Raw genomic sequence first — 26,662 nt, forward strand, 5'->3', positions numbered from 1 at the left:
CTATGACTCATCATCTCATATAATGTGTTATATGATTTGTGTGCAAGTAGAGGCAGGAGGGAACGTTATGCGGCTTGAGCGTCTGAATTATAATAAGATTAAAATCTTTTTAACCCTCGATGATTTGACAGACCGGGGATTGACAAAAGAAGACCTCTGGAAGGACTCATTTAAAGTCCACCAGTTATTTAAAGATATGATGAATGAGGCGAATACAGAGCTCGGCTTTGAAGCGAATGGACCGATTGCAGTGGAAGTGTATTCTCTCCAAGCACAAGGGATGGTTGTGATCGTAACAAAGAACCAAGAAGCCGATTCTGAAGACGATGAGTATGATGATGATTACATCGAAATGCAAGTCAAGCTTGACGAAAGCGCGGACATCATTTATCAATTCCATTCCTTTGAGGATATCATCCAGCTTTCAGACAGCTTACAGCGAATCGGTATCATAGGGGGGACTGTCTATCACTATGAGGGACAGTACTTTTTAAGCCTTGAAGACCTGGGGTCACATCCAGCTGAGGGGGTTGTGTCGGTCCTGGCTGAATACGGCAATCCGACAACTTTAACGATTTATCGCTTGCAAGAGTATGGTAAGCTCATTATGGACGGCAATGCCGTTGAAACGATACAGACTCATTTTTTATAAAAATGCCACGGAAAACTGCTGATTTCACAGCAGTTTTTTTTCGTTAAAAAACATGGAAAAACGTAACGTTTATTCTATGCACAGATCATATGAAGGTGTATACTATTCTCTGAAAGGGAGCATGTGAGAAACAGAAGATTCTAGGAGGTTAACTCAAATGGCAGCCGATCGAAACACCGGTCATACAGAAGAGGACAAACTTGATGTATTAAAATCAACCCAAACCGTTATACATAAGGCTCTGGAAAAATTGGGATATCCCGAAGAAGTCTACGAACTGTTAAAGGAGCCGATGAGATTATTAACGGTAAAAATACCTGTTCGTATGGACGACGGATCAGTAAAGATTTTTACAGGTTATCGTGCGCAGCACAATGACTCTGTCGGTCCGACAAAAGGCGGGATACGTTTTCACCCGAACGTAACAGAAAAAGAGGTGAAGGCGCTTTCTATTTGGATGAGTTTAAAATGCGGCATAATTGATCTTCCATATGGCGGTGGTAAAGGCGGGATTGTTTGTGATCCAAGGGATATGTCGTTTAGAGAGCTGGAGCGTCTGAGCAGAGGGTATGTCAGAGCTATCAGCCAAATCGTCGGCCCGACGAAAGACGTGCCGGCACCGGATGTATTTACAAACTCACAAATCATGGCTTGGATGATGGATGAGTATTCAAGAATTGATGAATTTAATTCGCCTGGATTTATTACGGGCAAGCCGCTTGTGCTTGGAGGATCTCACGGGAGAGAATCTGCGACAGCAAAAGGTGTGACGATCTGTATTAAAGAAGCGGCAAAGAAAAAAGGCATCGATATTCATGGTGCGCGTGTCGTTGTTCAAGGATTCGGTAACGCCGGAAGCTATTTAGCGAAATTTATGCATGATGCGGGAGCAAAAGTTGTCGGCATCTCAGATGCGTATGGTGGTCTTTATGATCCGGAAGGCCTCGATATCGATTACTTACTCGACCGCCGGGACAGCTTCGGTACCGTAACAAAGCTTTTCAACGATACCATTACGAACCAAGAGCTGCTGGAGCTGGATTGTGATATCCTTGTTCCTGCTGCGATTGAAAATCAAATTACAGAAGAAAATGCCCATCATATTCAGGCTAAAATTGTCGTCGAAGCGGCAAACGGGCCAACAACGCTTGAAGGAACCAAAATTCTTTCAGACCGGGACATTCTGCTTGTTCCAGACGTACTGGCAAGTGCCGGCGGCGTAACGGTTTCATATTTTGAATGGGTTCAGAATAACCAAGGCTTCTACTGGAGTGAAGAAGAGGTAGAAGAAAAATTAGAAAAAATGATGGTTAAATCATTTAATAATATTTACGAAATGGCTAAAAACCGAAGAATTGACATGAGGCTCGCTGCTTACATGGTCGGCGTTCGCAAAATGGCTGAAGCTTCGCGTTTTAGAGGCTGGATATAAGTTGATGATTTGCATAAAAATAAAAAATCTCCTATGATAAAATAGGAGTTTTTTTTATTCGGAAATAGAAAAATATGAAGTGAAATGCCAATCGCAGGAGTTGACGGAAATGATTCAAGAAAAAGCAATAATTATAGGCGGAGGGCCTTGCGGACTATCTGCCGCCATTCACCTAAAACAAATTGGCATTGATGCCCTCGTCATCGAAAAAGGCAATGTCGTTAACAGCATTTACAATTATCCGACGCATCAAACCTTTTTTAGCTCAAGTGAAAAACTTGAAATTGGAGACGTGGCATTTATTACGGAAAACAGAAAGCCTGTCAGAATTCAGGCTTTATCGTATTACCGGGAAGTCGTCAAACGGAAAAACATCCGTGTAAATGCGTTTGAAATGGTGCACAAAGTCACGAAAGCGGAAAACAATTCATTTGTTATAGAGACATCAAAAGGGACTTACACGACACCATATTGTATTATTGCAACAGGCTATTATGATCATCCAAACTATATGAACGTACCCGGAGAGAATTTGCCAAAAGTATTCCATTATTTTAAAGAAGGCCATCCGTACTTTGATAAAGATGTGGTCGTCATCGGCGGAAAAAATTCAAGTGTAGACGCTGCGCTTGAACTTGTGAAATCTGGAGCGCGTGTCACAGTTTTATACAGGGGCAATGAGTATTCGTCAAGCATTAAGCCATGGATTCTGCCTGAGTTTGAATCGCTCGTCAGAAACGGAACAATTCGCATGGAATTTGGCGCTTGTGTCGAAAAAATCAACGAGGATGAAGTGATATTCCGCTCCGGTGAGAAGGAACTCATGACCATTAAAAATGATTTTGTATTTGCCATGACAGGCTATCATCCCGATCATCAATTTCTTGAAAAAATGGGTGTTGAAATTGATCAGGAAACAGGACGTCCATTTTTTAATGAAGAAACGATGGAAACAAACGTTGAAGGCATTTTTATTGCCGGGGTCATTGCCGCCGGAAACAATGCAAATGAAATATTTATTGAAAACGGCAGATTTCACGGGGGACATATCGCAGCGGAAATCGCAAAAAGAGAAAATCTGTAAAGAGGAGAGCATATGATAAATTCGTATGCTCTTTTTGTTTTTTTAAGGTCAGACAGATGTAAATTCATAAACAACATGGTAGGATAGACTTAGGAATATAAAGGAAAGAGGTTGCCTGATGTTTGCAATCATCTCTGCAGGAATTGCTCCCGGCATCGCGCTGTTAAGTTATTTTTATTTAAAAGATCAGTATGATAATGAACCTGTACATATGGTGCTCCGGTCGTTTTTTTTAGGAGTTGTTCTTGTATTTCCCACGATGTTTATCCAGTACGTGCTTGAAAAAGAGAATGTGGGAGGCGGAAGCTTTTTCGTATCTTTTTTGTCTTCAGGATTTTTGGAGGAATCATTAAAATGGTTTATCTTGATGGTCAGTGTATACCCGCACGCCCATTTCGATGAGCATTATGACGGGATTGTGTACGGGGCCAGTGTATCGCTCGGTTTTGCGACTCTGGAAAATATTCTTTACTTAATCGGCCACGGTGTGGAGCATGCGTTTGTCAGGGCGCTGCTTCCTGTTTCTTGCCATGCCTTAATAGGCGTTATTATGGGATTTTATCTTGGGAAAGCCCGTTTTTCCGCACATAAAGCGCGTGTGAAGTGGCTTATTCTTTCTTTAGCATTACCGTCACTTTTACATGGATCGTATGATTTCATTCTAATAGCACTAAGCAATTGGATTTATTACATGTTTCCATTTATGTTATTTTTATGGTGGTTTGGTTTGCGCAAAGCGAAAAAAGCCCGTTCCGTCAATATGATGCAAGTATAGAGCCGCACAGAAGCTGTGCGGCTTTTTTTGTGTGCGATTTATTAAATGAGATTTTATGTTCTGAGGGATAACAAGGAAAGAGTGTATAAAAATAACCTCGTTACAGAAAATACGATTACACTCAAAAATTTGCTGTAGGAGGCTTGAAAAGATGAAGTCCAAAGGATCGATTATGGCATGTCTCATCCTTTTTTCCTTTACAATAACGACGTTTATTAATACTGAAACCATCTCTGCCTTTTCCAATCAGGTTATTCAGAGAGGGGCAACAGGGGACGATGTGATCGAACTCCAGGCGCGCCTTCAATATAACGGGTACTATAACGGAAAAATTGATGGGGTTTATGGATGGGGAACATACTGGGCAGTACGTAACTTTCAGGATCAATTCGGGCTAAACGAGGTTGACGGCCTTGTCGGGGCTAAAACAAAGCAAACCTTGATATCTAAATCTAAATACTATCGTGAATATGTCATGGAACAGCTTCGCAAAGGGAATACATTCACGCATTACGGAAAAATTGCGCTGAAGTATCAGACGAAACCGTCAAAAGCAGCAACACAAAAAGCAAGACAGCAAGCAGAAGCGCGGCAGAAACAGCCTGCGGAAAAAACAACGCAGCAGCCTCAAGCAAATAAGCAGCAAAACAACACACCTGCAAAAACAAGAAAACAGGACGCGGTCGCAGCTAACATGCCTGGCGGATTTTCCAACAATGATATTAGGCTGCTTTCTCAAGCGGTTTACGGGGAAGCACGAGGAGAACCGTATGAGGGTCAGGTTGCAGTCGCAGCAGTTATTTTGAACCGTTTGAACAGCCCGTTATTTCCCAATTCAGTAGCTGGCATTATTTTCGAACCGCTTGCTTTTACAGCGGTGGCAGACGGACAGATTTATATGCAGCCGAATGAAACAGCAAGAGAAGCGGTGCTGGATGCCATTAACGGCTGGGATCCAACTGAGGAAGCCCTGTATTACTTTAATCCGGATACAGCGACCAGCGCATGGATTTGGGGACGCCCGCAGATTAAAAGAATCGGAAAACACATTTTCTGTGAGTAGCAGGACATAAGAAAGCATAAAAATGAGGTGTGATAAATGATCAGAGGTATTTTAATCGCGTTGCTCGGTATTGCGATAGTCGGTACAAGCTACTGGGGTTACAAAGAGCACCAGGAAAAAGACGCAGTTCTTCTTCATGCTGAAAATAACTATCAGCGGGCGTTTCATGAACTTACCTATCAGATGGATCAGCTTCATGATAAAATCGGAACAACACTCGCCATGAACAGCCAAAAATCCCTGTCACCTGCATTGATAGATGTGTGGAGGATTACATCTGAAGCCCATAACAGTGTCAGTCAGCTGCCGCTTACATTAATGCCGTTTAACAAGACAGAAGAGTTACTATCAAAGATCGGCGATTTCAGTTATAAGACGTCAGTTAGAGATTTGGAGCAAAAACCGCTGGATAAAAAAGAGTATACATCACTAAATAAGTTATATCAGCAATCCGAGGATATTCAAAATGAATTGCGTCATGTTCAGCACCTTGTCATGAGCAAAAACCTTCGCTGGATGGATGTGGAAATGGCACTGGCTTCTGACGAAAAACAAAGCGATAATACGATTATCAACAGCTTTAAAACCGTCGAAAAAAACGTTGGTGCATTCTCCACTGGCACTGACCTTGGCCCGAGTTTCACTAGCACCAAAAAAGAAGAGAAGGGTTTCAGCCATCTGAAGGGAAAACAAATTTCCGAACAGGAAGCAAAGCAAATTGCTGAGCGCTTTGCCCCGGATGACAATTATTCAATTAAAGTGGCAAAGAGCGGAAAAAAAACAAATCGCGATGTATATAGCGTAAGCATGAAAGACCCAGACCATAAAGCAGCGATTTATATGGATATTACGAGAAAGGGCGGGCATCCGGTCTATTTGATCCAAAACAGAAAAGTGAAAGACCAGAAATTCAGTTTGAATGATGGGTCGAACCGAGCGCTCGCCTTTTTAAAGAAAAATGGCTATGAAACAGATAACTTGGAAATTGATGAAAGTGCCCAATATGATAAAATCGGCGTATTTTCATATGTTCCTGTTGAAAATAAAATCCGGATGTACCCGGAAGCCATTCGTATGAAAGTGGCTTTGGATGACGGTGAGGTAGTCGGCTTTTCAGCAAGAGACTTCCTAACATCCCATAGAAAAAGAAATATACCTAAGCCGGCCATTACTGAAGCAGAAGCAAAATCAAAATTAAATAAAAATGTACAAGTAAGAGAAACGAGGCTTGCTTTAATTACAAATGAAACGGGCCAAGAAGTGTTATGCTATGAAATGCTCGGAACGATTGAAAATGACACATTCAGAATGTATATAAATGCCAGTGACGGTTCGGAAGAAAAGGTTGAAAAACTAAAAAATGCCGAACCTATATATAAAGACCTATAAAAAACAGGAGGAAAGGACTAAATGTCTTTTCCTTTTTTTCATTACGTGCTTTAATAAAAATGTGAGCATATTGAATAACGAAAGAGTGAAGCCAATGATAGAAATTGGGGAAAATGTACAATTAGAATATATAGAAGAAAACGAATTGAAAAAAGCGAAGAGCAAAGCTGTAAGCATCGACAACAATGAACTTTTGATCGCGTACCCTGTCGATGTCGTTACAGGGCGAACGGTGATTTTGCATAATGATATGGAGGTAACGGTAGAGTTTGTGGGCAAAGATGAAGTTCCTTACCGCTTTACAAGCCGTATAAAAGGTAAAGTGAAGGACAAACTTCAAATGATCTGTCTTGAAGTGCCTCCCCGTGAAAAAATGAAACGGATTCAGCGCCGCCAGTATGTGAGAACTGATGCGGTATTGGATGTGCAAATTCAGCCGGCGGATGAGGAAGAGTTCAGCACACTTTCCTATAATATCAGCGCAGGCGGCATCGCGTTAATTTTGGCTGATGGCCGTTCCTTCCAATCCGGGGAATCACTGCGCTTGATTATCAGTCTTTCTGAAGATGAAAACACGCGTCAAATAGAAACAGATGCCATTGTCAGACGAGTCTTTGATGATCCGAAATCAGGGAAACATAAAATCACCCTTGAATATAATGGAATCTCAGCGAGTGACCAGCAGTTCCTGCTTCAATATTGCATCCGGCGCCAGTTAAATAAGAGAAGAAAGGCACGGATGGAATAAACAGCGGCAAACACTTCCATACTATTTGTGATGGAGGTGCTCCGATGAAAACATTTGAACGGCTGCTGATCAAATTATTATTCATACAGGTTATCATTTTACTTGGTGTTCAGTTCCTTTTTCACTATGAGCATATTGAGCCTTATGTATCAAAAGTGATTCAATATGAAGGGGTGGATAAAATGGAGGAGAACAAAAGGGTTGAAACCTTCAAACAGTAATTATTCATCAATTTTCCACCCTTTTTCATAAAGTTCATGATACAATCCATAGAGGAGAAAAGAGCAAGGAGAGGGAATTATGGAAAAGAAATTATCGATTGCGATTGACGGCCCGGCAGCTGCGGGGAAAAGCACCGTTGCCAAAATTGTGGCAGAGAAAAAATCGTACATATATATTGATACAGGAGCGATGTATCGGGCGATAACGTACACGGCTTTACAAGAAAACATTGACCTGGCAAATGAAGAAAAACTCGCAGAGCTGCTAAAGCGGACAAACATTGAACTGGTGACAACAGAAGAAGGGCAAAAAGTGCTTGTTAACGGCACCGATGTAACTGATGCGATCCGAACAGACGAAGTCAGCAACCAAGTTTCTATAGCAGCTAAACACAGAAGCGTCAGGGAAGAAATGGTGAAGCGCCAGCAGCAGCTTGGAGAAAAAGGCGGCGTTGTCATGGATGGACGAGATATTGGGACTCATGTGCTGCCGAATGCCGAAGTAAAAATCTTTCTTCTGGCTTCTGTTGAAGAGAGAGCGAAACGCCGTTATGAAGAAAACGTGAAAAAAGGCTACGATGTCAACTATGAAACATTGATTGAGGAAATTGCAAGAAGAGACAAGCTTGATTCAGAGCGCGAAGTATCTCCACTGCGCAAAGCAGAAGACGCGCTTGAAATCGACACGACATCTCTTTCCATTCAAGAGGTAGCTGATAAAATCCTTAAGGCAGCGGAGCAAAAGTCCCGCCCCTGATGATGGCGAATGCCACTTTTTTTGATTTTTTCAACGAAGAAAGAATGTTATTGCTTGACAAACCTGTTCTTTTATTAGAAGTTAATACTAATAAAACTTTTTATTGATCATTCAAAAAACTTTTTTGGATGATTCTTTAATACATATTCGGCTAAAAGCGGACATGTTATATGTTCAGCTTTCAAACCGTTTTAATTAAGCTGTGTAGGTTTGGACCAAGGAGGTTATTCAAATGACAGAGGAAATGAATCAAATTGATGTTCAAGTGCCAGAGGTTGGAGAGGTAGTTAAAGGGATTGTGACAAAGGTAGAGGATAAGCATGTGGATGTTGAAATTATCAATGTCAAACAGTCCGGCATTATTCCAATCAGTGAATTATCAAGTCTTCATGTAGAGAAAGCATCGGATGTTGTAAAAGTAGACGACGAGCTTGACCTGAAAGTAACAAAAGTGGAAGACGATGCTTTGATTTTATCTAAACGTGCTGTTGATGCCGACCGCGCTTGGGAAGACCTTGTGAAAAAATTTGAAACAAAAGAAGTGTTTGAAGCTGAAGTAAAAGATGTCGTGAAAGGCGGCCTTGTTGTTGATATCGGCGTTCGCGGTTTTATTCCGGCATCACTTGTTGAAGCGCATTTCGTTGAGGATTTTACTGATTATAAAGGAAAAACACTGTCACTGCTCGTTGTAGAGCTTGACCGTGATAAAAACCGCGTGATCCTTTCACACCGTGCCGTTGTTGAAAGTGAACAATCAAATAAAAAACAAGAACTTCTTCAGTCTCTCGAAGTTGGAAGTGTACTTGATGGCAAAGTGCAACGCCTGACTGATTTTGGCGCGTTTGTTGATATCGGCGGTATCGACGGACTTGTACACATTTCACAGCTTTCCCACTCCCATGTGGAAAAGCCGTCTGACGTTGTTGAAGAAGGACAGGATGTAAAAGTGAAAGTATTATCGGTTGACCGTGATAATGAACGTATTTCTTTATCTATCAAAGATACACTGCCTGGACCGTGGAGCCAAATCGGCGAGAAAGTGAAATCAGGCGATGTGCTCGAAGGAACTGTGCAGCGTCTTGTTAGCTTCGGTGCCTTTGTTGAAATCCTTCCGGGTGTTGAAGGTCTCGTTCATATTTCTCAAATTTCCAATAAACACATCGGCACGCCGCATGAAGTCCTTGAAGAAGGACAGACTGTAAAAGTGAAGGTTCTTGATGTGAATGAAAATGAGGAGCGCATTTCATTAAGTATGCGTGAACTTGAAGAAGCGCCTAAAGCCGATCAGGAAGATTACCGTCAATATCAGGCGAAGGAAGAAACAAGCACTGGCTTCCAGCTTGGAGATCTGATCGGAGATAAGCTGAATAAACTAAAATAATTGGTGATAAACGTGACTCGAGCAGAACGGAAAAGACAACACATCAATCATGCCCTGTCCACCGGACAAAAGCGGGACACAGGTCTTGATGATATTACGTTTGTTCATGCCAGTCTGCCCGATCTTGCATTAGAACAAGTAGATATTTCCACGAAAATCGGCGAACTTTCTAGCAGTTCGCCGATTTTTATCAATGCAATGACTGGCGGCGGCGGACAACTTACATATGAAATTAATAAATCGCTTGCGCGAGCAGCTCGTCAGGCTGGAGTGCCTCTTGCTGTTGGATCGCAAATGTCTGCGTTAAAAGATCCCTCAGAGCGTTTTTCTTATGAAATCGTTCGAAAGGAAAACCCCAACGGACTGATTTTTGCCAACCTGGGAAGCGAGGCGACAGCTGATCAGGCAAGGGAAGCAGTTGACATGATTGAAGCAGACGCGCTGCAGATTCACTTGAATGTGATTCAGGAAATTGTGATGCCTGAAGGAGACAGAAACTTCATCGGCACTCTTGACCGTATTGGACAAATTTGCAGCCAGATCAGTGTGCCAGTCATTGTAAAAGAAGTCGGCTTCGGTATGAGCAAGGAATCAGCAGGGAAGCTGTATGAAGCGGGTGCTGCAGCTGTTGACACCGGCGGTTACGGGGGCACCAATTTCTCGGAAATTGAAAATCTCCGAAGAAAGCGTCAAATCTCTTTTTTTAACTCGTGGGGCATTTCGACAGCCGCAAGTTTGGCGGAAATCCGCTCTGCGTTTCCCGCAAGCGCACTGATTGCGTCCGGAGGCCTGCAGGATGCTCTTGATGTAGCAAAGGCAATAGCGCTTGGGGCCTCTAGCACCGGAATGGCAGGGCACTTTTTGAAAGCGCTGACTGAAAGCGGAGAGGAAGGATTGCTTGAAGAGATTCAGCTGGTCCTTGACGAATTAAAAATGATTATGACCGTGCTGGGCGCCAGAACGATTTTAGATTTGCAAAAGGCGCCTCTTGTGATCAAAGGTGAAACCCATCACTGGCTCACAGAGAGAGGGATTGACCCATCCGGCTATAGTGTGAGATAAATGATAAGAGCCCAAAACCTTATAAGTTTTGGGCTCTTTGTGTTATGATTTTCGCTTTTTAAATTTTCCGTTTTGTTCAAGGCTTGTTGCTCCGTCATAGTGAATGGACTGGTCGCGGTCTGATTCGACTCTGCCAGAAGCTTTCAGTATTTTTTCTTGTCTGTCTTTTCCCATGGTCATGCTCCTTCATGTAAGATGGATTGTTTAAAAAAAGCGCTTGGGCTCCATACTGGGAGTATGGAGGAAGAGAAATGGAACAATTTTATTACTATTGGTCAATGTGGTTTTTGTGGATCCTGACAACCTTTATTTTTGCTAAGACGAAAAGACGGTTTGCCGTCTCTGTCTTTATTTTGACTAATATGATCCTAAGCATACATGACATCACGTTATATTTTTCCCTGAATGCTGCTTATATGATGTTTTTCGTCTGCGGGAGTGTCTATGCAGGGTATTTGGGCATGTACCGTTTCCGCTATATCATGGTCTATCTGACGCTTGTTGCCGGGTATGCGTTTGTGTATCTTTTTGCATTATATGATCCGGTTTGGTTCATCATAAAACCTGAGTGGGTTGCTGTAATTTTACTAGTGCTTTTGACAGCTTCGGTTGAAAGGGATTTCCAGAAGCAGCTTGCTTTATTTATCCTAGGGATGTGTCAAGGCGAACTGGTCTATTCATTCTTGATTCAGAAGTTGGCCATGGCTTTCGCTGTCGGCGGATTTCAATGGCTGAATGCGTGTTCCGGAGGCGTAATATTACTGTTTGGCATAGCCAAATACGAGCAGCTCGCAAGCCAGATTGGTCAAAAAAGCAAAAGATCAAACAAAGGAGCTACCAAAATGTCATGAGTGATTACATCTATCCGATTATTGCAGGGGTCATTGCCGGAGTCGCGACAAGGCTTTATATGCTTAAAACGGATTACCGTCAGTATCCGACCTATGTTCATGGGAAAGTGATTCACATTGCACTAGGGCTGATAGCGGCTGGTTTAGGGGCAATTGTTTTGCCGGCGCTTTTGCAGGAGGAATTTACGGCCATCACATTTTTAACGCTGGCAGCGACCCAATTTAGAGATGTCCGAAACATGGAGCGGAACACGCTGACGCAAATGGATTCATATGAGCTTGTCTCAAGAGGAAGCACATATATTGAGGGCATTGCCATTGCGTTTGAAAGCAGAAATTATATCGTGATCTTTACAGCTCTTTTGACAACCTCCGCATATGTGTTTTTTTCCATTTGGGGTGCTATCATAGCGGCTGTTGTTTGTTTCCTGCTGGCAATGAAATTTATGTCGGGCAGTGTGTTGAAAGATATCGTAACGATCGAGTACATAAAGCCGCACTTTGACGGTCCGGGACTGTTTGTTGATAATATTTATATGATGAATATTGGGCTTCCCGAAAAACAAGAGCTGATTTTAAAGCACGGCATGGGATTTATTTTAACGCCAAAAAACTTTAATTCAGCAGCGACGATTGCCAACTTAGGGCAACGCCAGGCCATTTTATTTGATGTTTCCAATGTGCTCGGGGTTTATCGGGACTCGGGTGAACCGTCTTTGACTCCAATTGCAAAACGCGACCTGAATGACGGGAGAGTGGCGGTCTTTGTTCTGCCGCAAATAAACCACCCTGACACAGCTGTTCAGATTATCAGCAATGTCCCGACTTTAGAAAATGCGATCAGAATGCCGACGGAATTTATCAAGAACCAGGATAAGGTGATAGAATGAGCGAATCTCTCACGAAAATGATTTTGTCTGTGATCACGACAAACCGCAATCGGGCTGCAGGGGGAGCTCCTGTCTTTTTTTGCAATGACCGAAAGGAGATGGAGCTTTTCGCTACAAATCTAGAGGCGATCCTTGATGGAATCGCGCATAAAATTGGAGATGACGTGTATTTGATCGTGAAACATTTTTAAGAATAGTTGTGATCCGAGTAAAAACTGATATAATAAATGAGTTAAGCCCTTCCTCTGAAGGGTTTCTTTTCATAAAAGTGAATGAAATGATTTTAATAACCGGTTGAAAATTTATGTAAAAATGAAAGCGGCTGGATCGAAAGGAAGGGTACTATGGGTAAACCTGTCGTAGCCATTGTCGGGAGACCAAATGTAGGAAAATCCACAATCTTTAATCGGATTGCAGGAGAAAGAATTTCAATAGTAGAAGATACCCCTGGTGTGACAAGGGATCGGATATACAGCTCGGCTGAGTGGCTGAATTATGATTTTAATTTGATTGATACTGGCGGTATTGATATCGGTGATGAGCCGTTCTTAGCGCAAATTCGCCAGCAGGCTGAAATCGCCATGGATGAAGCGGACGTGATCATTTTTATGGTGAACGGACGTGAAGGCGTGACTGCTGCCGATGAAGAAGTTGCGAAAATTTTGTACCGCACGAAAAAGCCAGTTGTTTTGGCAGTCAATAAACTGGATAACACAGAAATGAGAGCGAATATTTATGATTTTTATTCGCTTGGCTTTGGTGAGCCGTACCCTATTTCGGGAACACACGGACTCGGACTGGGTGATTTGCTGGATGCAGCGGCAGAACATTTCAAAAACATTCCAGAGACCAAATATGATGAAGAAGTGGTTCAATTCTGCCTGATCGGACGCCCGAACGTCGGAAAATCGTCACTTGTGAACGCGATGCTCGGCGAGGAACGCGTCATTGTGAGCAACGTGGCAGGAACGACACGAGATGCTGTTGATACGTCATTTACGTACAACCAGCAGGAGTTTGTCATTGTCGATACTGCCGGTATGCGAAAAAAAGGGAAAGTATATGAAACGACTGAAAAGTACAGTGTGCTGCGGGCGCTGAAAGCAATCGACCGCTCAGAAGTCGTTGCGGTTGTGCTGGATGGCGAAGAAGGTATTATTGAACAGGATAAGCGCATCGCCGGTTACGCACACGAAGCGGGCAAAGCTGTCGTAATCGTCGTAAACAAATGGGACGCTGTCGACAAAGATGAAAGCACGATGAAAGAATTCGAAGAAAATATCCGTGACCATTTTCAATTTCTGAGTTATGCGCCAATCCTATTCATGTCAGCCTTAACGAAAAAACGGATTCATACACTGATGCCTGCGATTATCAAAGCGAGTGAAAACCATTCACTGCGCGTTCAAACGAATGTCTTAAATGATGTCATCATGGATGCTGTGGCAATGAACCCGACACCGACTCACAACGGTTCTCGTTTAAAGATTTATTATGCGACGCAAGTGTCGGTAAAACCGCCGAGTTTCGTTGTGTTTGTAAACGATCCGGAGTTAATGCATTTTTCGTACGAACGCTTTTTAGAAAACCGAATCAGAGATGCCTTCGATTTTGAAGGGACACCAATCAAAATATTTGCAAGAGCTAGAAAATAAAAAGGTGTGAAGCAAATATGAAAAGAGTCACGATGCTCGGAGCGGGGAGCTGGGGAACGGCACTGGCTTTAGTGCTAGCCGATAATCATCACGATGTAACCATGTGGGCGCACCGTGCAGATCTGATTGATCAAATCAATGAGCAGCATGAAAATAAGGATTATTTGCCGAACGTCAAACTGCCGGAATCAATAAAGGCAACAACGGACATCAAGAAAGCTGTTTCGGACGCGGATTTCATTATTGTTGCGGTTCCGACAAAAGCGATTCGAGAAGTGCTGGGACAGGCTGTGCCTTTTATTGCGAAAAAAGCAGTTTTTGTTCATGTCAGCAAGGGAATAGAGCCTGATTCGCTCCTGCGCATTTCTGAGATTATGGAAGAAGAGATTCCTGGCGATGTCAGAAAAGATATTGTTGTCCTTTCCGGACCGAGTCATGCGGAAGAAGTGGGGCTGCGCCATCCGACGACCGTTACTTCTTCTTCAAAGAGTATGCGGGCAGCAGAAGAGGTGCAGGATTTATTTATTAATCACAATTTCCGGGTGTACACAAACCCTGACATTATTGGTGTTGAGATCGGCGGAGCTTTAAAAAATATCATTGCGCTTGCCGCAGGAATTACAGACGGTTTAGGGTATGGCGATAATGCCAAAGCTGCCTTGATTACACGCGGCCTTGCCGAAATCGCGAGACTCGGAAAGAAAATGGGCGGGAATCCTCTGACGTTTTCTGGATTGACAGGAGTGGGCGATCTGATTGTGACGTGTACAAGTGTGCATTCCAGAAACTGGCGTGCCGGGAATTTGCTTGGAAAAGGGTACAAGCTCAAAGACGTTCTTGAAGAGATGGGGATGGTAGTCGAAGGCGTCCGCACGACAAAAGCGGCTTACCAGCTTTCGGAGAAATATGATGTGAAGATGCCAATTACAGAAGCACTCCATCAAGTTCTATTTAACGGCCAAAAAGTGGAATCTGCTGTCGAGTCTTTAATGGCGAGAGGGAAAACCCACGAGATGGAGGATCTGGTCAATACGTTTGAAAATCAAGCGAAGTAAAAGTGTCAATCGTATTGTCAGCCGCATATCTTAATTGAACGAAAGCCCGAAAAACAGTAGAACACCCAAGTCTTGGGATCTCCTGAAACATTTTGCTGATTTAGGCAATAGAGGATGCATCTGTATGCCACGTCGCATACTATAGCATCGAAGTCCAAGAGAGTGTTTCATAAACGTTCAGGTGAATATAGTCAATTTGACTGAAGCGAAGGTCCCCCTCTTTGCTTCAGTTTTTTTTGTTCTATCAAAGGATGGAAAATCTGGTTGATCTCTCCCGGCGCTGTATATTAAAATGAAATATAACGCTTACATCATACATATTAGGGAGGCGCAGGTCATTGAGTCTGGCATTGATGAAAATGTGGTTTGCACTTGGGTCCATGGGTCTGATGTTTCTGGCTGTAGCGTCCATCTATTTAAGCCGGTTTAGACTTCGGAACCGTTTTCTGAAGATTGTGGTTTCATCGTTTGCTTTCATGTGTGTGCTCATATCAGGAATGATTGTGCTTGTCGTGGTGTTCAGCGGTCCTGTCAATGAATAAAGCTGTAAAAGGAAGTGCTGTATGGGTAAACTGAAGTGCGCTATGATTTTTGCGGCCGTCGTGTTGTTATCAGGCTGTTTATATCCAAATGAGCGGAAAAGCAGTGTACATGCCATTCCTTATCGGGATCAGTTAAAGCAGGTCCAGTCTGCTGTTGATCAATTTCAAAAGGCAAATGGAGGGCTGCTCCCCATTCAAACCAAAGATATGTCGACACCGCTGTATCAAAAATATCCGATAGACTTTAACCGTTTAGCGCCAAGGTATATGGCTGAACCCCCAAGCACGGCATATGAAAGCGGAGGAGACTATCAATACGTGCTTGTTGACGTAGAGAACGATCCGACTGTTAAATTGATTGATCTGAAAATGGCTGAAAAAATCCGTGAAGTGAAATTGCGTGTGCAAATGTACCGGCAGGAGCATCAATACCCGCCTTATCAGGATGTGCTGTCACGTGATTTATTTACACTCGATGAGAAGAAGCTGGGGGTTGGAAGTTCTCTTACAGTGACAAGCCCAATCTCAGGAAATTCCCTGCCTCTTATGATTGACGGAGACGGAGAAATATATGCCGATTACCGGGCTGAGCTGGCTTCTTGGCTCAAAAATAGCAAAAAAACGTTTCAACCCGGATCTGAAATCCAGGATATCATTTGGCAAGAAACCCCCTTCGTCCCCGCATTTTCTGTGAAATATACGGTAAATGACAAACAGGAACCTGTTTTTTTAGAAAATGACATGAAAAAGGAATGAACCTTTCTCCCTTGCATAGAAATAGGGAGAAAGGTTTTTTTAAACTTTAATAGATTGAGGATGGGAAATTTTCTAAAGATGTCATATTGAAATAGGACAACGTCATACACATATAGTGTCCTGTGTTTGAATGAAAGAGCTTAATAAAATTGATAAGGATAGGAAGTCCGGGAGGGGATCACTTGGAAAAGGTCGATATTTTCAAGGATATCGCTGAACGAACAGGAGGCGATATATACTTAGGAGTCGTAGGTGCTGTCCGTACAGGTAAATCCACGTTCATCAAAAAATTTATGGAGCTTGTGGTGCTCCCGAATATCAGTAACGAAGCAGACCGGGCCCGCGCGCAGGATGAGCTGCCGCAGAGCGCGGCCGGCAAAACGATTATGACTACAGAGCCTAAATTTGTTCCAAATCAGGCGATGTCTGTTCACGTGTCAGACGGACTCGATGTCAATATAAGATTAGTAGATTGTGTTGGCTACACAGTACCCGGCGCCAAAGGGTATGAAGATGAAAACGGGCCGCGGATGATTAACACGCCTTGGTACGAAGAACCGATCCCATTTCATGAGGCTGCCGAAATTGGCACACGAAAAGTCATTCAAGAACATTCGACCATCGGAGTTGTCATTACGACAGACGGCACCATTGGAGATATCGCCAGAAGTGACTATATAGAGGCTGAAGAAAGAGTCATTGAAGAGCTGAAAGAGGTTGGGAAACCCTTTATTATGGTCATCAACTCAGTGAGGCCGTATCATCCGGAAACAGAAGCCATGCGTCAGGATTTAAGCGAAAAATATGATATTCCGGTATTGGCAATGAGCGTGGAAAGCATGCGGGAGTCAGATGTACTGAGCGTGCTCAGAGAGGCCCTCTATGAGTTTCCGGTGCTTGAAGTAAATGTCAATCTCCCAAGCTGGGTAATGGTGCTGAAAGAAAACCATTGGCTGCGTGAAAGCTATCAGGAATCCGTGAAGGAAACTGTTAAGGATATTAAGCGGCTCCGGGATGTAGACCGGGTTGTCGGCCAATTCAGCGAGTTTGAATTCATTGAAAGTGCAGGGCTGGCAGGAATTGAGCTGGGCCAAGGGGTGGCAGAAATCGATTTGTACGCGCCGGACCACTTATATGACCAAATCCTGAAAGAAGTGGTGGGTGTTGAAATCAGAGGCAGAGACCATCTGCTTGAACTCATGCAAGACTTTGCCCATGCAAAAACAGAATATGATCAAGTGTCCGATGCTTTAAAAATGGTCAAACAGACTGGATACGGCATTGCAGCGCCTGCCTTAACTGATATGAGTCTCGATGAGCCGGAAATTATACGGCAGGGCTCACGATTCGGTGTGAGGCTGAAGGCTGTCGCGCCATCGATCCATATGATCAAAGTAGACGTCGAAAGCGAATTCGCGCCAATTATCGGAACGGAAAAACAAAGTGAAGAGCTTGTGCGCTATTTAATGCAGGACTTTGAGGATGACCCGCTCTCCATCTGGAATTCCGATATCTTCGGAAGGTCACTGAGCTCAATTGTGAGAGAAGGGATTCAGGCCAAGCTGTCATTAATGCCTGAAAACGCACGATACAAATTAAAAGAAACGTTAGAAAGAATTATAAACGAAGGCTCTGGCGGTTTAATCGCCATCATCCTGTAATACCGGAAGACCTCTTTATAGAATAGAGGTCTTTTTTCTATGCTCTTAATAATGGAAAAGGATCAAGGAATAGGATGAAAAAAGGAAAAAAAGGAATATTTGTTCGGTAAATCACGTTAAATCCTTGACGAGCAAGGGATTGACGCTTTAAAATGCTTGATATGGCTTTTTATATGTGTTACTCTACATACAGAAATTCTTCACTTTGTTGGACAAACATTCCTCAGAGTGCAGTTTTTCTTAAAAAGCCGTTTAATTGTCTTTCTCTTGCCTGCTCTGATTTTTTTCTGAGTCAGGTTTAGAATCAGACTGAACTGTGAAGAAATGATAATAAACGAACTGAATGAATTCCTTTTGGGAGGAGGTGAAAGGCATGAACAAAACAGAACTTATCAATGCGGTTGCAGAAGCAAGCGAATTGTCTAAAAAAGACGCTACAAAAGCAGTTGACTCTGTTTTTGATACGATCTTAGATGCACTTAAAAACGGTGATAAAATCCAACTGATCGGTTTTGGTAACTTTGAGGTGCGTGAACGTTCTGCACGTAAAGGACGCAACCCTCAAACAGGTGAAGAAATCGAAATTCCAGCAAGCAAAGTACCTGCTTTCAAACCAGGTAAAGCGCTTAAAGACGCAGTTGCCGGAAAATAATCGTGAATATAGATCGTGTATGCATCTAGCTTACATACACTTTATTTCTTCACAGAAAAGCCCCTTTCCAAGGGGCTTTTCATATTTCAAGGGCATGGGCTTCCTGACAGGGCATTCACTTTGCTTTTAGCGGGGCATGTGTGCTAGAATCGAAATTAAATGTATTCATTGGTGGAGGACATAGAACATGAAAGAAGTTAATAAAGAGCAAATCGAACAAGCTGTTCGTCAAATTTTAGAAGCGATCGGAGAAGACCCGAATAGAGAAGGGCTTCTTGATACTCCGAAACGAGTCGCAAAGATGTACGCCGAAGTATTCTCCGGCTTAAATGAAGATCCAAAAGAACATTTCCAGACTATCTTCGGTGAAAACCATGAGGAGCTTGTTCTTGTAAAAGATATCGCGTTTCATTCTATGTGTGAGCATCACCTTGTTCCCTTTTATGGAAAAGCACACGTTGCATATATACCGCGAGGCGGAAAAGTCACAGGGCTCAGTAAATTGGCGCGTGCCGTCGAAGCCGTTGCAAAGCGTCCTCAGCTTCAGGAGCGCATCACTTCTACAATTGCGGAAAGCATCGAAGAAACGCTTGACCCGTATGGCGTAATGGTAGTGGTGGAAGCAGAACACATGTGCATGACGATGCGCGGTGTAAGAAAACCAGGTGCAAAAACTGTCACTTCAGCGGTCAGAGGCATTTTTAAAGATGACGCAGCTGCCCGTGCCGAAGTATTGGAGCATATTAAACGCCAGGACTAATAAAGATAGAGGGTGCTATAAATGAACGAAAAGCATTCAAGTGATTATGTCATCATTAAAGCGGTTGAAGACGGAGTGAACGTGATCGGCCTGACAAGAGGAACCGATACAAAGTTTCACCATTCAGAAAAACTCGACAAGGGAGAAGTGATCATCGCTCAGTTTACAGAGCATACTTCAGCCATTAAAGTCAGAGGAGAGGCACTCATTCAAACCGCATACGGAGAAATGAAAAGCGAAAAAAAATAAGCTGGCTGTCCCCGCTGTTAAAAGCAAATGCTCGCAAACAGCGGGAGGATACAGCCAATTTCTTTTTTTTATGCTATAATAATACCTGCGTAAGTGAATGAAAAGATAAAACTCATACATAGATTAAGAAATAAATGTGAATTTGGGGACAAGGGTGATATTTTTGCAAGACATCTACGGAACTTTAGCCAATCTGAACACGACATTAAAACAAAAGCTGTCTCATCCTTATTTAGCGAAGCATATTTCTGCGCCAAAAATTGATGAGGATAAGCTTCTTCTTTTTCATGCTTTATTTGAGGAAGCCGACATAAAAAACAATGACAGAGAAAATTATATTGTAACAGCGATGCTTGTACAAAGCGCCCTTGATACCCATGATGAAGTGACAACAGCCAGAGTCATAAAACGAGATGAAAACAAAAACCGCCAATTGACTGTTCTCGCAGGTGATTATTTCAGCGGGCTGTACTACTCTTTACTATCTGAAATGAAGGACATCTACATGATTCGGACGCTTGCTACAGCTATCAAAGAAATCAATGAACATAAAATTCGGCTATATGACCGTTCTTTCAAGGATGAACATGATTTTTTCGAAAGTGTCGGCATTGTTGAATCAGCTTTATTCCATCGGGTGGCGGAACACTTTAACCTTCCGCGCTGGAAAAAGCTGTCGAGTGATTTTTTTGTATTTAAGCGGCTTATGAACGGAAATGATTCTTTTCTGGATGTGATCGGCAGTTTTATACAGCTGGGAAAAACAAAAGAAGAGATATTAGAAGATTGTTTTGAAAAAGCGAAAAACAGCATTGAGTCACTTTTGCCTCTAAATTCATCTATTCAGCATATTTTATTAAACCGTCTGAAGACGATCAGCCAGGATCAAACCTATCAGAAAGTGGAAGAAGGGTAGACCATTATGCAGGACTCGAAAGAACAGCGCGTACACGGGGTATTTGAAAAAATATATAAAAACTACGACCAAATGAACTCTGTCATCAGTTTTCAGCAGCATAAAAAATGGCGCGATAAAACGATGCGCATCATGAATGTAAAAGAAGGCGCCAATGCACTTGATGTCTGCTGCGGAACGGCTGACTGGACGATTGCTCTTGCAAAAGCAGCTGGTAAAAGCGGTGAGATCAAGGGCTTGGATTTCAGTGAAAATATGCTGAGTGTCGGCCAGCAGAAAGTAAAAGAAGGCGGATTCAGCCAAATCGAACTGCTGCACGGAAATGCGATGGAGCTTCCTTTTGATGATGATACATTTGACTATGTCACCATTGGCTTCGGACTGCGCAATGTTCCCGATTACTTGACCGTCCTGAAAGAGATGAGACGTGTGGTGAAGCCGGGCGGCCAGGTGGTATGTCTGGAAACGTCCCAGCCGGAAACGTTCGGATTCAGACAGGCTTACTTTATGTACTTTAAGTATATGATGCCGTTTTTCGGGAAATTGTTTGCAAAGAGCTACAAAGAATATTCTTGGCTTCAAGAATCAGCCAGAGAATTCCCTGGTATGAAAGAACTGGCAGGCCTGTTTGAAGAGGCGGGCTTAAAAAATGTCAAATATCATTCGTTTACTGGCGGAGTCGCTGCCACGCATATCGGATGGAAATGAAAACATAGATGTTTGGGTGAATGATATGAAATTTAAAATGGCCTACTCTTTTTTAAATGACGATATTGATGTAATCGAAAGAGAACTTGAACAAACCGTACGTTCCGATTACCCGCTTTTAAGCGAGGCGGGTCTTCATCTGCTGCAGGCGGGAGGGAAACGTATTCGCCCTGTTTTCGTGCTGCTTTCCGGCATGTTTGGCGATTATGATATCAATAGGATAAAATATGTCGCCGTCACTTTGGAAATGATTCACATGGCATCTTTGGTTCATGACGATGTCATTGACGATGCGGAGCTTCGCAGAGGGAAGCCGACAATCAAAGCAAAATGGGACAATCGTATTGCAATGTACACAGGTGATTATATGCTTGCGGGTTCTCTTGAAATGATGACAAGAATCAACGAACCGAAAGCCCATAGGATTTTGTCACAGACGATTGTTGAAGTTTGTCTCGGGGAAATTGAGCAGATCAAAGACAAATACAATATGGAACAGAATCTCAGAACATATCTCCGCCGCATCAAAAGAAAAACGGCGCTTCTGATCGCGGTCAGCTGCCAGCTCGGTGCCATTGCGTCCGGCGCTGATGAAAAGATTCATAAGGCGCTGTACTGGTTTGGGTATTACGTCGGCATGTCATATCAAATCATTGACGATATTCTTGATTTTACTTCATCGGAAGAAGAGCTGGGCAAACCTGTTGGAGGAGATTTGCTTCAAGGAAATGTCACATTGCCAGTGCTGTATGCCTTGAAAAATCCAGCGTTGAAAAATCAGCTTAAATTGATTAACAGTGAGACAACACAGGAACAGCTTGAACCGATCATTGAAGAAATAAAAAAAACAGATGCAATTGAAGCATCTATGGCAGTAAGCGAAATGTATCTGCAAAAAGCGTTCCAAAAATTAAACACGCTTCCGAGAGGGCGCGCACGCTCATCTCTTGCGGCTATTGCAAAATATATCGGCAAAAGAAAATTCTAATTTTGTAGATATTAAGAAATTTCTCCGCCCCGGATTGATTAATTGTCAGAAAGATGTTACGATTTCGGTGTGCAGTGTGAAAGCCTATACATAATGATGGGGTGGAGAATGTGATGGAAAAGACTTTTATCATGGTGAAACCAGACGGTGTGCAACGCCAGCTCATTGGTGATATTTTATCCAGGTTCGAACGCAAGGGTTTACAATTATCTGGAGCCAAGCTAATGAGAGTGACTGAACAAATGGCTGAGCAACACTACGCCGAACATCAAGGTAAGCCTTTCTTCGGAGAGCTCGTTGAGTTTATTACTTCAGGACCTGTATTCGCAATGGTTTGGGAAGGCGAAAATGTCATTGAAGTGACAAGACAGCTGATCGGAAAGACTAATCCAAAAGAAGCTTTACCTGGTACGATTCGTGGAGACTATGGCATGTTTGTCGGAAAAAACATCATCCACGGCTCTGATTCTCTCGAAAGCGCTGAACGCGAGATTAATATTTTCTTTAAGAATGAAGAATTAGTATCATATCAACAGCTCATGGCAGGCTGGATCTATTAATTATGATGAAAACATACAACAGGGCCGGCACGCTGTAATCCCGCCGGTTTTCGGTTTTTTTGTAAAGGTTTACATTAAGTGAATAAAGGGTGAACTGGCAGCGTTTATCATACTCCTGCCTTTCCCTACGATTTAAAATCAGCTGAAAAGCTGATTTTTTTATTGAAACCATACAATTTCCTGAGAAAACAAGCTATACTAGGACAAAAAGACAGCGAGACTGGGAGAGTAGAGATGGACACATACAGCGTATTTATCACAAAGTGGAAACAATTAACAGGAGTCGATTTGACATTATATAAAGAAGCACAAATGAAGAGAAGGCTGACGTCGCTTTACGAGAAAAAGGGGTTTCAAAGCTTTAAGGATTTTGCGGCGGCCTTGGAAAAGGATCAGGCTCTTTTAACTGAAACACTGGACAGAATGACAATTAATGTTTCAGAATTTTATCGTAATTATAAAAGATGGGAAGTGCTAGAGACTGCTATTCTGCCGTTAATCAAGAGCTCTAAGCCTTTAAAGATATGGAGTGCCGCCTGCTCAACGGGTGAGGAACCTTATACGCTTGCCATGCTGTTGAATCAGCAAAAAGGCCTTTCCGGCTTTCAGATATTGGCGACTGATATTGATGAAAAAGCATTGGATAAGGCGAAAAAAGGCGTCTATCAGGAGCGGTCTTTACAGGAAGTGCCGTCTTCTGTGAAAGATCGTTATTTTACTCAGCATGCAAACAGAAGTTATGAAGTAAAACCAGAAATCAAAAAAAATATTACCTTTAAAAAGCACAATCTGCTTGCGGACCGTTATGAACAAGACTTTGACTTAATCGTATGCCGCAATGTATTGATTTATTTTACAGAAAGCGCAAAGGAAGGGCTTTATTTAAAAATGGCACAGAGCTTGAAAAGGAATGGGGTTCTCTTTGTCGGAAGCACCGAACAAATCTTCAATCCTGAGAAATTCGGCCTGACTTCAGCCGATACATTCTTTTATCAAAAAAGATAGACTGCCTTTTTGCTGAAAAATATGTTATAGTAGTTTTACTTAAAAGCGTTAATGCGATGAAGGGAGAAGAAGTCATGAGATATTTAACAGCCGGAGAATCACACGGCCCCCAACTGACAACCATTATTGAAGGTGTGCCTGCCGGGCTTTACATAACGGAGGAAGATATCAATTTTGAGCTTGCCAGACGCCAAAAAGGCCACGGCCGCGGCCGCCGCATGCAGATTGAAAAAGACCAGGCAAAAATTATGAGCGGGGTTCGCCATGCCCGCACACTCGGTTCACCAATTGCTCTCGTAGTAGAAAATAACGATTGGAAACACTGGACGAAAATCATGGGTGCGGCTCCGATTACAGAGGAAGAGGAAAAGGAAATGAAGCGGCAAATTTCCAGACCGAGACCGGGGCATGCTGACTTAAACGGTGCGATTAAATATAATCATCGTGATATGAGAAATGTACTGGAGCGCTCTTCAGCAAGGGAAACAACTGTCAGAGTGGCGGCAGGAGCTGTCGCTAAAAAGATTCTTTCTGAGCTGGGCATTAAGGTGGCGGGCCACGTATTGCAAATCGGCGCAGTTAAAGCCGAGAAAACAGAATATACGTCAATTGATGACCTGCAGCGTGTCACGGAGGAATCTCCGGTCAGATGCTACGATGAAGAAGCGGGCAAAAAAATGATGGCTGCCATTGACGAAGCGAAAGCAAACGGCGATTCCATCGGCGGAATTGTAGAAGTCGTTGTCGAGGGAATGCCGGTAGGCGTGGGCAGCTACGTCCATTATGATCGCAAGCTGGACAGCAAACTTGCTGCTGCTGTACTGTCAATTAACGCATTTAAAGGTGTTGAATTCGGTATCGGCTTTGAAGCGGCCGGCAGAAATGGAAGCGAAGTCCATGACGAGATCATGTGGGACGAGGAAAAGGGATATACTCGCGCTACAAACAGACTCGGAGGACTGGAAGGCGGCATGACAACAGGAATGCCGATTGTTGTCCGCGGGGTCATGAAGCCGATTCCGACTCTGTATAAACCGCTGAAAAGCGTGGATATTGAAACAAAAGAACCGTTTTCTGCCAGCATTGAACGTTCAGACAGCTGTGCAGTGCCTGCGGCAAGTGTAGTAGCTGAAGCTGCTGTCGCATGGGAAATTGCGAACGCAGTCGTTGAACAATTTGGCTTCGATCAAATCGACCGCATTAGAGAAAATGTGGAAAATATGAGAAAGCTGTCGAGGGAATTTTAATGAAAACACTGCATGTTCAAACCGATGCCTCGTCGTATCCTGTTTTTATCGGACAAGGGATCAGAAAAGAGGCTTGTAAACTATTAACCTCTTTAAAAAGGCCTTTAACACGGATCATGCTTGTCACAGATGAAGAGGTGGATCGCCTGTATGGTGATGAAATGCTTCATTTGCTTGAAGAAAAATGGCCTGTGAAAAAAGTGACGGTGCCGAGCGGAGAGCAGGCGAAATCTATGGACATGTACACAAAACTGCAGAGTGAAGCGATTCGTTTTCATATGGATCGCTCCTCATGCATCATCGCATTCGGTGGCGGTGTTGTAGGGGATCTTGCCGGTTTTGTGGCTGCCACTTTTATGCGCGGCATTGATTTCATTCAAATGCCTACGACACTTTTGGCGCACGACAGCGCCGTCGGAGGAAAAGTGGCCGTGAATCATCCGCTCGGAAAAAATCTAATCGGTGCATTTTATCAGCCCAAAGCCGTGCTCTACGATACAGACTTCCTTCGTTCTCTGTCCGAAAAGGAGCTTCGGTCCGGAATGGCTGAAGTGATCAAGCACGCTTTTATTTATGACAAAGCGTTTCTGGATGAACTGCTGCATATCCATTCACTGCACGATATCACAAGTAGCCAGCTGAATGAGATGATTTTTAAAGGCATTTCAATTAAAGCGTCTGTCGTTCAGCAGGATGAAAAAGAAGAGGGAATCAGAGCCTACTTAAACTTCGGACATACACTCGGCCATGCCGTTGAGGCTGAATATGGATACGGGCAGATCACACACGGTGATGCCGTAGCACTCGGGATGCAGTTTGCTTTATATATAAGCGAAAAGACAGCGGGCTGTAAAATGGACAGAAACCGTTTGGTCAGCTGGCTAAAAGGCTTGGGGTATCCAACTCGAATCAAAAAAGAGGCGGAAACATCGGTTCTCTTAGAACGTATGATGAATGATAAGAAAACCCGCGGCGGGATGATTCAGTTTATCGTGCTCAACGAATTAGGAAAAGTTGCTGACCACACATTTTCCAAACATGAACTTGAGAGCTGGCTGAACAAATGGCGATTGGAGGAGACATCATGATGATTCGCGGAATTCGCGGAGCAACTACAGTTGAACGGGATACTGATGAAGACATTTTACAAAAAACAAAACAGCTGTTGGAAAAAATGATAGAAGAAAACGAAACAAAGCCTGAAGATGTTGTTCAAATGCTTCTATCGGCGACACCTGATTTGCACTCCGTTTTTCCGGCAAAAGCTGTTCGCGAGCTTTCAGGCTGGCAGTATGTGCCGGTGACATGTATGCAGGAAATGGATGTAACCGGCGGTCTGAAAAAGTGCATAAGAGTCATGATGACCGTCCAGACAGATGTTCCTCAGGATCAGATCAGACATGTATATTTAGAAAAAGCCGTTGTATTAAGACCCGATTTATCATTGACAAAAAATACTGAATTGTAATACGATAGGAACAGCTTAGAAATACACAACAGTGTGTATAAAGCGATGAAATGAGTTGAGTTAGAGAATAGGGTAGCAGAGAATGAGTCTAGTTGAGCTGAGACATGTATGTTTATTCTACCCAAAAGAAGCCTT

The 26,662-nt window shown here is 43.1% G+C and carries 31 protein-coding genes; 30 read left to right on the top strand and 1 reads right to left on the bottom strand.

Features of this window, described 5'->3' with window-relative positions; genetic code table 11:
• Window positions 1-67: 67 nt before the first annotated feature.
• The 11 genes from BV11031_RS06505 (at window position 68) to fni (ending at window position 10,564) form a co-directional block, all read left to right on the top strand.
• Window positions 68-652, top strand: a complete 585-nt coding sequence (locus BV11031_RS06505; protein WP_010330485.1) for a genetic competence negative regulator — start codon at window positions 68-70, stop codon at window positions 650-652.
• A gap of 157 nt (window positions 653-809) precedes the next feature.
• Window positions 810-2,084: an NAD-specific glutamate dehydrogenase gene (gene gudB, locus BV11031_RS06510; protein WP_010330486.1), complete on the top strand. Its 1,275-nt coding sequence runs from the start codon at window positions 810-812 to the stop codon at window positions 2,082-2,084.
• 109 nt (window positions 2,085-2,193) lie between these two features.
• Entirely contained in the window at window positions 2,194-3,168 is a 975-nt protein-coding gene (locus BV11031_RS06515; RefSeq protein WP_010330487.1) for a YpdA family putative bacillithiol disulfide reductase, read from the top strand.
• A gap of 118 nt (window positions 3,169-3,286) precedes the next feature.
• Entirely contained in the window at window positions 3,287-3,943 is a 657-nt protein-coding gene (gene prsW / locus BV11031_RS06520; RefSeq protein ID WP_010330488.1) for a glutamic-type intramembrane protease PrsW, read from the top strand.
• A gap of 151 nt (window positions 3,944-4,094) precedes the next feature.
• Window positions 4,095-5,006 (top strand): spore cortex-lytic enzyme, encoded by a 912-nt coding sequence (sleB, locus tag BV11031_RS06525; protein WP_010330489.1) that lies wholly within the window; start codon window positions 4,095-4,097, stop codon window positions 5,004-5,006.
• A 36-nt stretch (window positions 5,007-5,042) separates the two neighbouring features.
• Window positions 5,043-6,395, top strand: a complete 1,353-nt coding sequence (gene ypeB, locus BV11031_RS06530; RefSeq protein ID WP_010330490.1) for a germination protein YpeB — start codon at window positions 5,043-5,045, stop codon at window positions 6,393-6,395.
• A gap of 94 nt (window positions 6,396-6,489) precedes the next feature.
• Window positions 6,490-7,143: a cyclic di-GMP receptor DgrA gene (locus BV11031_RS06535; RefSeq protein WP_010330491.1), complete on the top strand. Its 654-nt coding sequence runs from the start codon at window positions 6,490-6,492 to the stop codon at window positions 7,141-7,143.
• A 44-nt stretch (window positions 7,144-7,187) separates the two neighbouring features.
• Window positions 7,188-7,364: a YpfB family protein gene (locus BV11031_RS06540; RefSeq protein WP_010330492.1), complete on the top strand. Its 177-nt coding sequence runs from the start codon at window positions 7,188-7,190 to the stop codon at window positions 7,362-7,364.
• Window positions 7,365-7,443: 79 nt separating this feature from the next.
• A complete protein-coding gene (gene cmk / locus BV11031_RS06545; RefSeq protein ID WP_010330493.1) occupies window positions 7,444-8,121 on the top strand; it encodes a (d)CMP kinase in 678 nt (225 codons plus the stop codon).
• Window positions 8,122-8,353: 232 nt separating this feature from the next.
• Entirely contained in the window at window positions 8,354-9,502 is a 1,149-nt protein-coding gene (gene rpsA / locus BV11031_RS06550; protein WP_010330494.1) for a 30S ribosomal protein S1, read from the top strand.
• Window positions 9,503-9,514: 12 nt separating this feature from the next.
• A complete protein-coding gene (fni, locus tag BV11031_RS06555; protein WP_010330495.1) occupies window positions 9,515-10,564 on the top strand; it encodes a type 2 isopentenyl-diphosphate Delta-isomerase in 1,050 nt (349 codons plus the stop codon).
• A 42-nt stretch (window positions 10,565-10,606) separates the two neighbouring features.
• Here fni and BV11031_RS06560 read toward each other — a convergent pair whose 3' ends face one another.
• Window positions 10,607-10,738 carry a YpzI family protein gene (locus BV11031_RS06560; RefSeq protein ID WP_010330496.1) on the bottom strand — a complete coding sequence of 44 codons (132 nt, stop codon included), beginning with the start codon at window positions 10,736-10,738 and terminating at the stop codon, window positions 10,607-10,609.
• A 77-nt stretch (window positions 10,739-10,815) separates the two neighbouring features.
• On the opposite strand from BV11031_RS06560, the gene BV11031_RS06565 reads away from it, so the two are divergent.
• From BV11031_RS06565 to aroH, 19 genes are all read left to right on the top strand, one after another.
• Window positions 10,816-11,415 carry a YphA family membrane protein gene (locus BV11031_RS06565; protein WP_010330497.1) on the top strand — a complete coding sequence of 200 codons (600 nt, stop codon included), beginning with the start codon at window positions 10,816-10,818 and terminating at the stop codon, window positions 11,413-11,415.
• Window positions 11,412-12,305 carry a YIEGIA family protein gene (locus BV11031_RS06570; RefSeq protein ID WP_121642802.1) on the top strand — a complete coding sequence of 298 codons (894 nt, stop codon included), beginning with the start codon at window positions 11,412-11,414 and terminating at the stop codon, window positions 12,303-12,305. Before BV11031_RS06565 ends, BV11031_RS06570 begins: the two co-directional genes overlap by 4 nt.
• On the top strand, window positions 12,302-12,496 hold the full coding sequence (locus tag BV11031_RS06575) for a capping complex subunit for YIEGIA (RefSeq protein ID WP_010330498.1): 195 nt from the start codon (window positions 12,302-12,304) through the stop codon (window positions 12,494-12,496). The genes BV11031_RS06570 and BV11031_RS06575 overlap by 4 nt, the downstream gene beginning before the upstream one ends.
• A 153-nt stretch (window positions 12,497-12,649) precedes the next feature.
• Window positions 12,650-13,960, top strand: coding sequence for a ribosome biogenesis GTPase Der (der, locus tag BV11031_RS06580; RefSeq protein WP_010330499.1), 1,311 nt, complete (start codon window positions 12,650-12,652; stop codon window positions 13,958-13,960).
• A gap of 17 nt (window positions 13,961-13,977) precedes the next feature.
• The gene (locus BV11031_RS06585; protein WP_010330500.1) at window positions 13,978-15,015 is read left to right on the top strand and encodes an NAD(P)H-dependent glycerol-3-phosphate dehydrogenase; all 1,038 of its coding nucleotides are present in this window, start codon (window positions 13,978-13,980) and stop codon (window positions 15,013-15,015) included.
• Window positions 15,016-15,353: 338 nt separating this feature from the next.
• The gene (locus BV11031_RS06590) at window positions 15,354-15,557 is read left to right on the top strand and encodes a DUF2768 domain-containing protein (protein WP_010330501.1); all 204 of its coding nucleotides are present in this window, start codon (window positions 15,354-15,356) and stop codon (window positions 15,555-15,557) included.
• Between the two features lie 21 nt (window positions 15,558-15,578).
• The gene (locus BV11031_RS06595) at window positions 15,579-16,313 is read left to right on the top strand and encodes a YphF family lipoprotein (protein ID WP_010330502.1); all 735 of its coding nucleotides are present in this window, start codon (window positions 15,579-15,581) and stop codon (window positions 16,311-16,313) included.
• Between the two features lie 182 nt (window positions 16,314-16,495).
• On the top strand, window positions 16,496-17,974 hold the full coding sequence (gene spoIVA / locus BV11031_RS06600) for a stage IV sporulation protein A (protein ID WP_010330503.1): 1,479 nt from the start codon (window positions 16,496-16,498) through the stop codon (window positions 17,972-17,974).
• A 373-nt stretch (window positions 17,975-18,347) separates the two neighbouring features.
• Window positions 18,348-18,626, top strand: a complete 279-nt coding sequence (hbs, locus tag BV11031_RS06605; RefSeq protein ID WP_003153447.1) for a non-specific DNA-binding protein Hbs — start codon at window positions 18,348-18,350, stop codon at window positions 18,624-18,626.
• Window positions 18,627-18,813: 187 nt separating this feature from the next.
• A complete protein-coding gene (gene folE / locus BV11031_RS06610; RefSeq protein ID WP_010330504.1) occupies window positions 18,814-19,386 on the top strand; it encodes a GTP cyclohydrolase I FolE in 573 nt (190 codons plus the stop codon).
• Window positions 19,387-19,407: 21 nt separating this feature from the next.
• Window positions 19,408-19,635: a trp RNA-binding attenuation protein MtrB gene (mtrB, locus tag BV11031_RS06615; RefSeq protein ID WP_010330505.1), complete on the top strand. Its 228-nt coding sequence runs from the start codon at window positions 19,408-19,410 to the stop codon at window positions 19,633-19,635.
• Between the two features lie 163 nt (window positions 19,636-19,798).
• Window positions 19,799-20,551 carry a heptaprenyl diphosphate synthase component 1 gene (hepS, locus tag BV11031_RS06620; protein WP_010330506.1) on the top strand — a complete coding sequence of 251 codons (753 nt, stop codon included), beginning with the start codon at window positions 19,799-19,801 and terminating at the stop codon, window positions 20,549-20,551.
• Between the two features lie 6 nt (window positions 20,552-20,557).
• On the top strand, window positions 20,558-21,259 hold the full coding sequence (gene menG / locus BV11031_RS06625) for a demethylmenaquinone methyltransferase (RefSeq protein WP_010330507.1): 702 nt from the start codon (window positions 20,558-20,560) through the stop codon (window positions 21,257-21,259).
• A 25-nt stretch (window positions 21,260-21,284) separates the two neighbouring features.
• Window positions 21,285-22,247 (top strand): heptaprenyl diphosphate synthase component II, encoded by a 963-nt coding sequence (hepT, locus tag BV11031_RS06630; RefSeq protein ID WP_010330508.1) that lies wholly within the window; start codon window positions 21,285-21,287, stop codon window positions 22,245-22,247.
• A gap of 110 nt (window positions 22,248-22,357) precedes the next feature.
• Window positions 22,358-22,807, top strand: a complete 450-nt coding sequence (gene ndk / locus BV11031_RS06635; RefSeq protein WP_082246375.1) for a nucleoside-diphosphate kinase — start codon at window positions 22,358-22,360, stop codon at window positions 22,805-22,807.
• A 234-nt stretch (window positions 22,808-23,041) separates the two neighbouring features.
• Window positions 23,042-23,812, top strand: coding sequence for a protein-glutamate O-methyltransferase (locus BV11031_RS06640; protein ID WP_010330510.1), 771 nt, complete (start codon window positions 23,042-23,044; stop codon window positions 23,810-23,812).
• 74 nt (window positions 23,813-23,886) lie between these two features.
• Entirely contained in the window at window positions 23,887-25,059 is a 1,173-nt protein-coding gene (gene aroC, locus BV11031_RS06645; protein ID WP_010330511.1) for a chorismate synthase, read from the top strand.
• Window positions 25,059-26,147 (top strand): 3-dehydroquinate synthase, encoded by a 1,089-nt coding sequence (gene aroB, locus BV11031_RS06650; RefSeq protein WP_010330512.1) that lies wholly within the window; start codon window positions 25,059-25,061, stop codon window positions 26,145-26,147. The genes aroC and aroB overlap by 1 nt, the downstream gene beginning before the upstream one ends.
• Window positions 26,144-26,527, top strand: a complete 384-nt coding sequence (gene aroH / locus BV11031_RS06655; protein WP_010330513.1) for a chorismate mutase — start codon at window positions 26,144-26,146, stop codon at window positions 26,525-26,527. Before aroB ends, aroH begins: the two co-directional genes overlap by 4 nt.
• The last annotated feature ends 135 nt before the right edge of the window (window positions 26,528-26,662 follow it).

It is taken from the genome of Bacillus vallismortis (genome assembly GCF_004116955.1).
GTDB lineage: Bacteria > Bacillota > Bacilli > Bacillales > Bacillaceae > Bacillus > Bacillus vallismortis.

What these genes read in the sequence shown, in the direction of transcription:
- BV11031_RS06515 (WP_010330487.1), top strand. Translation starts at nt 2,194, where the DNA reads ATGATTCAAGAAAAAGCAATAATTATAGGCGGAGGGCCTTGCGGACTA.
- hbs (WP_003153447.1), top strand. Translation starts at nt 18,348, where the DNA reads ATGAACAAAACAGAACTTATCAATGCGGTTGCAGAAGCAAGCGAATTG.
- BV11031_RS06585 (WP_010330500.1), top strand. Translation starts at nt 13,978, where the DNA reads ATGAAAAGAGTCACGATGCTCGGAGCGGGGAGCTGGGGAACGGCACTG.
- hepT (WP_010330508.1), top strand. Translation starts at nt 21,285, where the DNA reads ATGAAATTTAAAATGGCCTACTCTTTTTTAAATGACGATATTGATGTA.
- BV11031_RS06640 (WP_010330510.1), top strand. Translation starts at nt 23,042, where the DNA reads ATGGACACATACAGCGTATTTATCACAAAGTGGAAACAATTAACAGGA.
- BV11031_RS06570 (WP_121642802.1), top strand. Translation starts at nt 11,412, where the DNA reads ATGAGTGATTACATCTATCCGATTATTGCAGGGGTCATTGCCGGAGTC.
- BV11031_RS06575 (WP_010330498.1), top strand. Translation starts at nt 12,302, where the DNA reads ATGAGCGAATCTCTCACGAAAATGATTTTGTCTGTGATCACGACAAAC.
- mtrB (WP_010330505.1), top strand. Translation starts at nt 19,408, where the DNA reads ATGAACGAAAAGCATTCAAGTGATTATGTCATCATTAAAGCGGTTGAA.
- aroH (WP_010330513.1), top strand. Translation starts at nt 26,144, where the DNA reads ATGATGATTCGCGGAATTCGCGGAGCAACTACAGTTGAACGGGATACT.
- der (WP_010330499.1), top strand. Translation starts at nt 12,650, where the DNA reads ATGGGTAAACCTGTCGTAGCCATTGTCGGGAGACCAAATGTAGGAAAA.
- aroB (WP_010330512.1), top strand. Translation starts at nt 25,059, where the DNA reads ATGAAAACACTGCATGTTCAAACCGATGCCTCGTCGTATCCTGTTTTT.
- sleB (WP_010330489.1), top strand. Translation starts at nt 4,095, where the DNA reads ATGAAGTCCAAAGGATCGATTATGGCATGTCTCATCCTTTTTTCCTTT.
- prsW (WP_010330488.1), top strand. Translation starts at nt 3,287, where the DNA reads ATGTTTGCAATCATCTCTGCAGGAATTGCTCCCGGCATCGCGCTGTTA.
- BV11031_RS06595 (WP_010330502.1), top strand. Translation starts at nt 15,579, where the DNA reads ATGGGTAAACTGAAGTGCGCTATGATTTTTGCGGCCGTCGTGTTGTTA.
- rpsA (WP_010330494.1), top strand. Translation starts at nt 8,354, where the DNA reads ATGACAGAGGAAATGAATCAAATTGATGTTCAAGTGCCAGAGGTTGGA.
- BV11031_RS06535 (WP_010330491.1), top strand. Translation starts at nt 6,490, where the DNA reads ATGATAGAAATTGGGGAAAATGTACAATTAGAATATATAGAAGAAAAC.
- BV11031_RS06560 (WP_010330496.1), bottom strand. Translation starts at nt 10,738, where the DNA reads ATGGGAAAAGACAGACAAGAAAAAATACTGAAAGCTTCTGGCAGAGTC.
- ypeB (WP_010330490.1), top strand. Translation starts at nt 5,043, where the DNA reads ATGATCAGAGGTATTTTAATCGCGTTGCTCGGTATTGCGATAGTCGGT.
- folE (WP_010330504.1), top strand. Translation starts at nt 18,814, where the DNA reads ATGAAAGAAGTTAATAAAGAGCAAATCGAACAAGCTGTTCGTCAAATT.
- BV11031_RS06505 (WP_010330485.1), top strand. Translation starts at nt 68, where the DNA reads ATGCGGCTTGAGCGTCTGAATTATAATAAGATTAAAATCTTTTTAACC.
- BV11031_RS06540 (WP_010330492.1), top strand. Translation starts at nt 7,188, where the DNA reads ATGAAAACATTTGAACGGCTGCTGATCAAATTATTATTCATACAGGTT.
- menG (WP_010330507.1), top strand. Translation starts at nt 20,558, where the DNA reads ATGCAGGACTCGAAAGAACAGCGCGTACACGGGGTATTTGAAAAAATA.
- cmk (WP_010330493.1), top strand. Translation starts at nt 7,444, where the DNA reads ATGGAAAAGAAATTATCGATTGCGATTGACGGCCCGGCAGCTGCGGGG.
- BV11031_RS06565 (WP_010330497.1), top strand. Translation starts at nt 10,816, where the DNA reads ATGGAACAATTTTATTACTATTGGTCAATGTGGTTTTTGTGGATCCTG.
- aroC (WP_010330511.1), top strand. Translation starts at nt 23,887, where the DNA reads ATGAGATATTTAACAGCCGGAGAATCACACGGCCCCCAACTGACAACC.
- gudB (WP_010330486.1), top strand. Translation starts at nt 810, where the DNA reads ATGGCAGCCGATCGAAACACCGGTCATACAGAAGAGGACAAACTTGAT.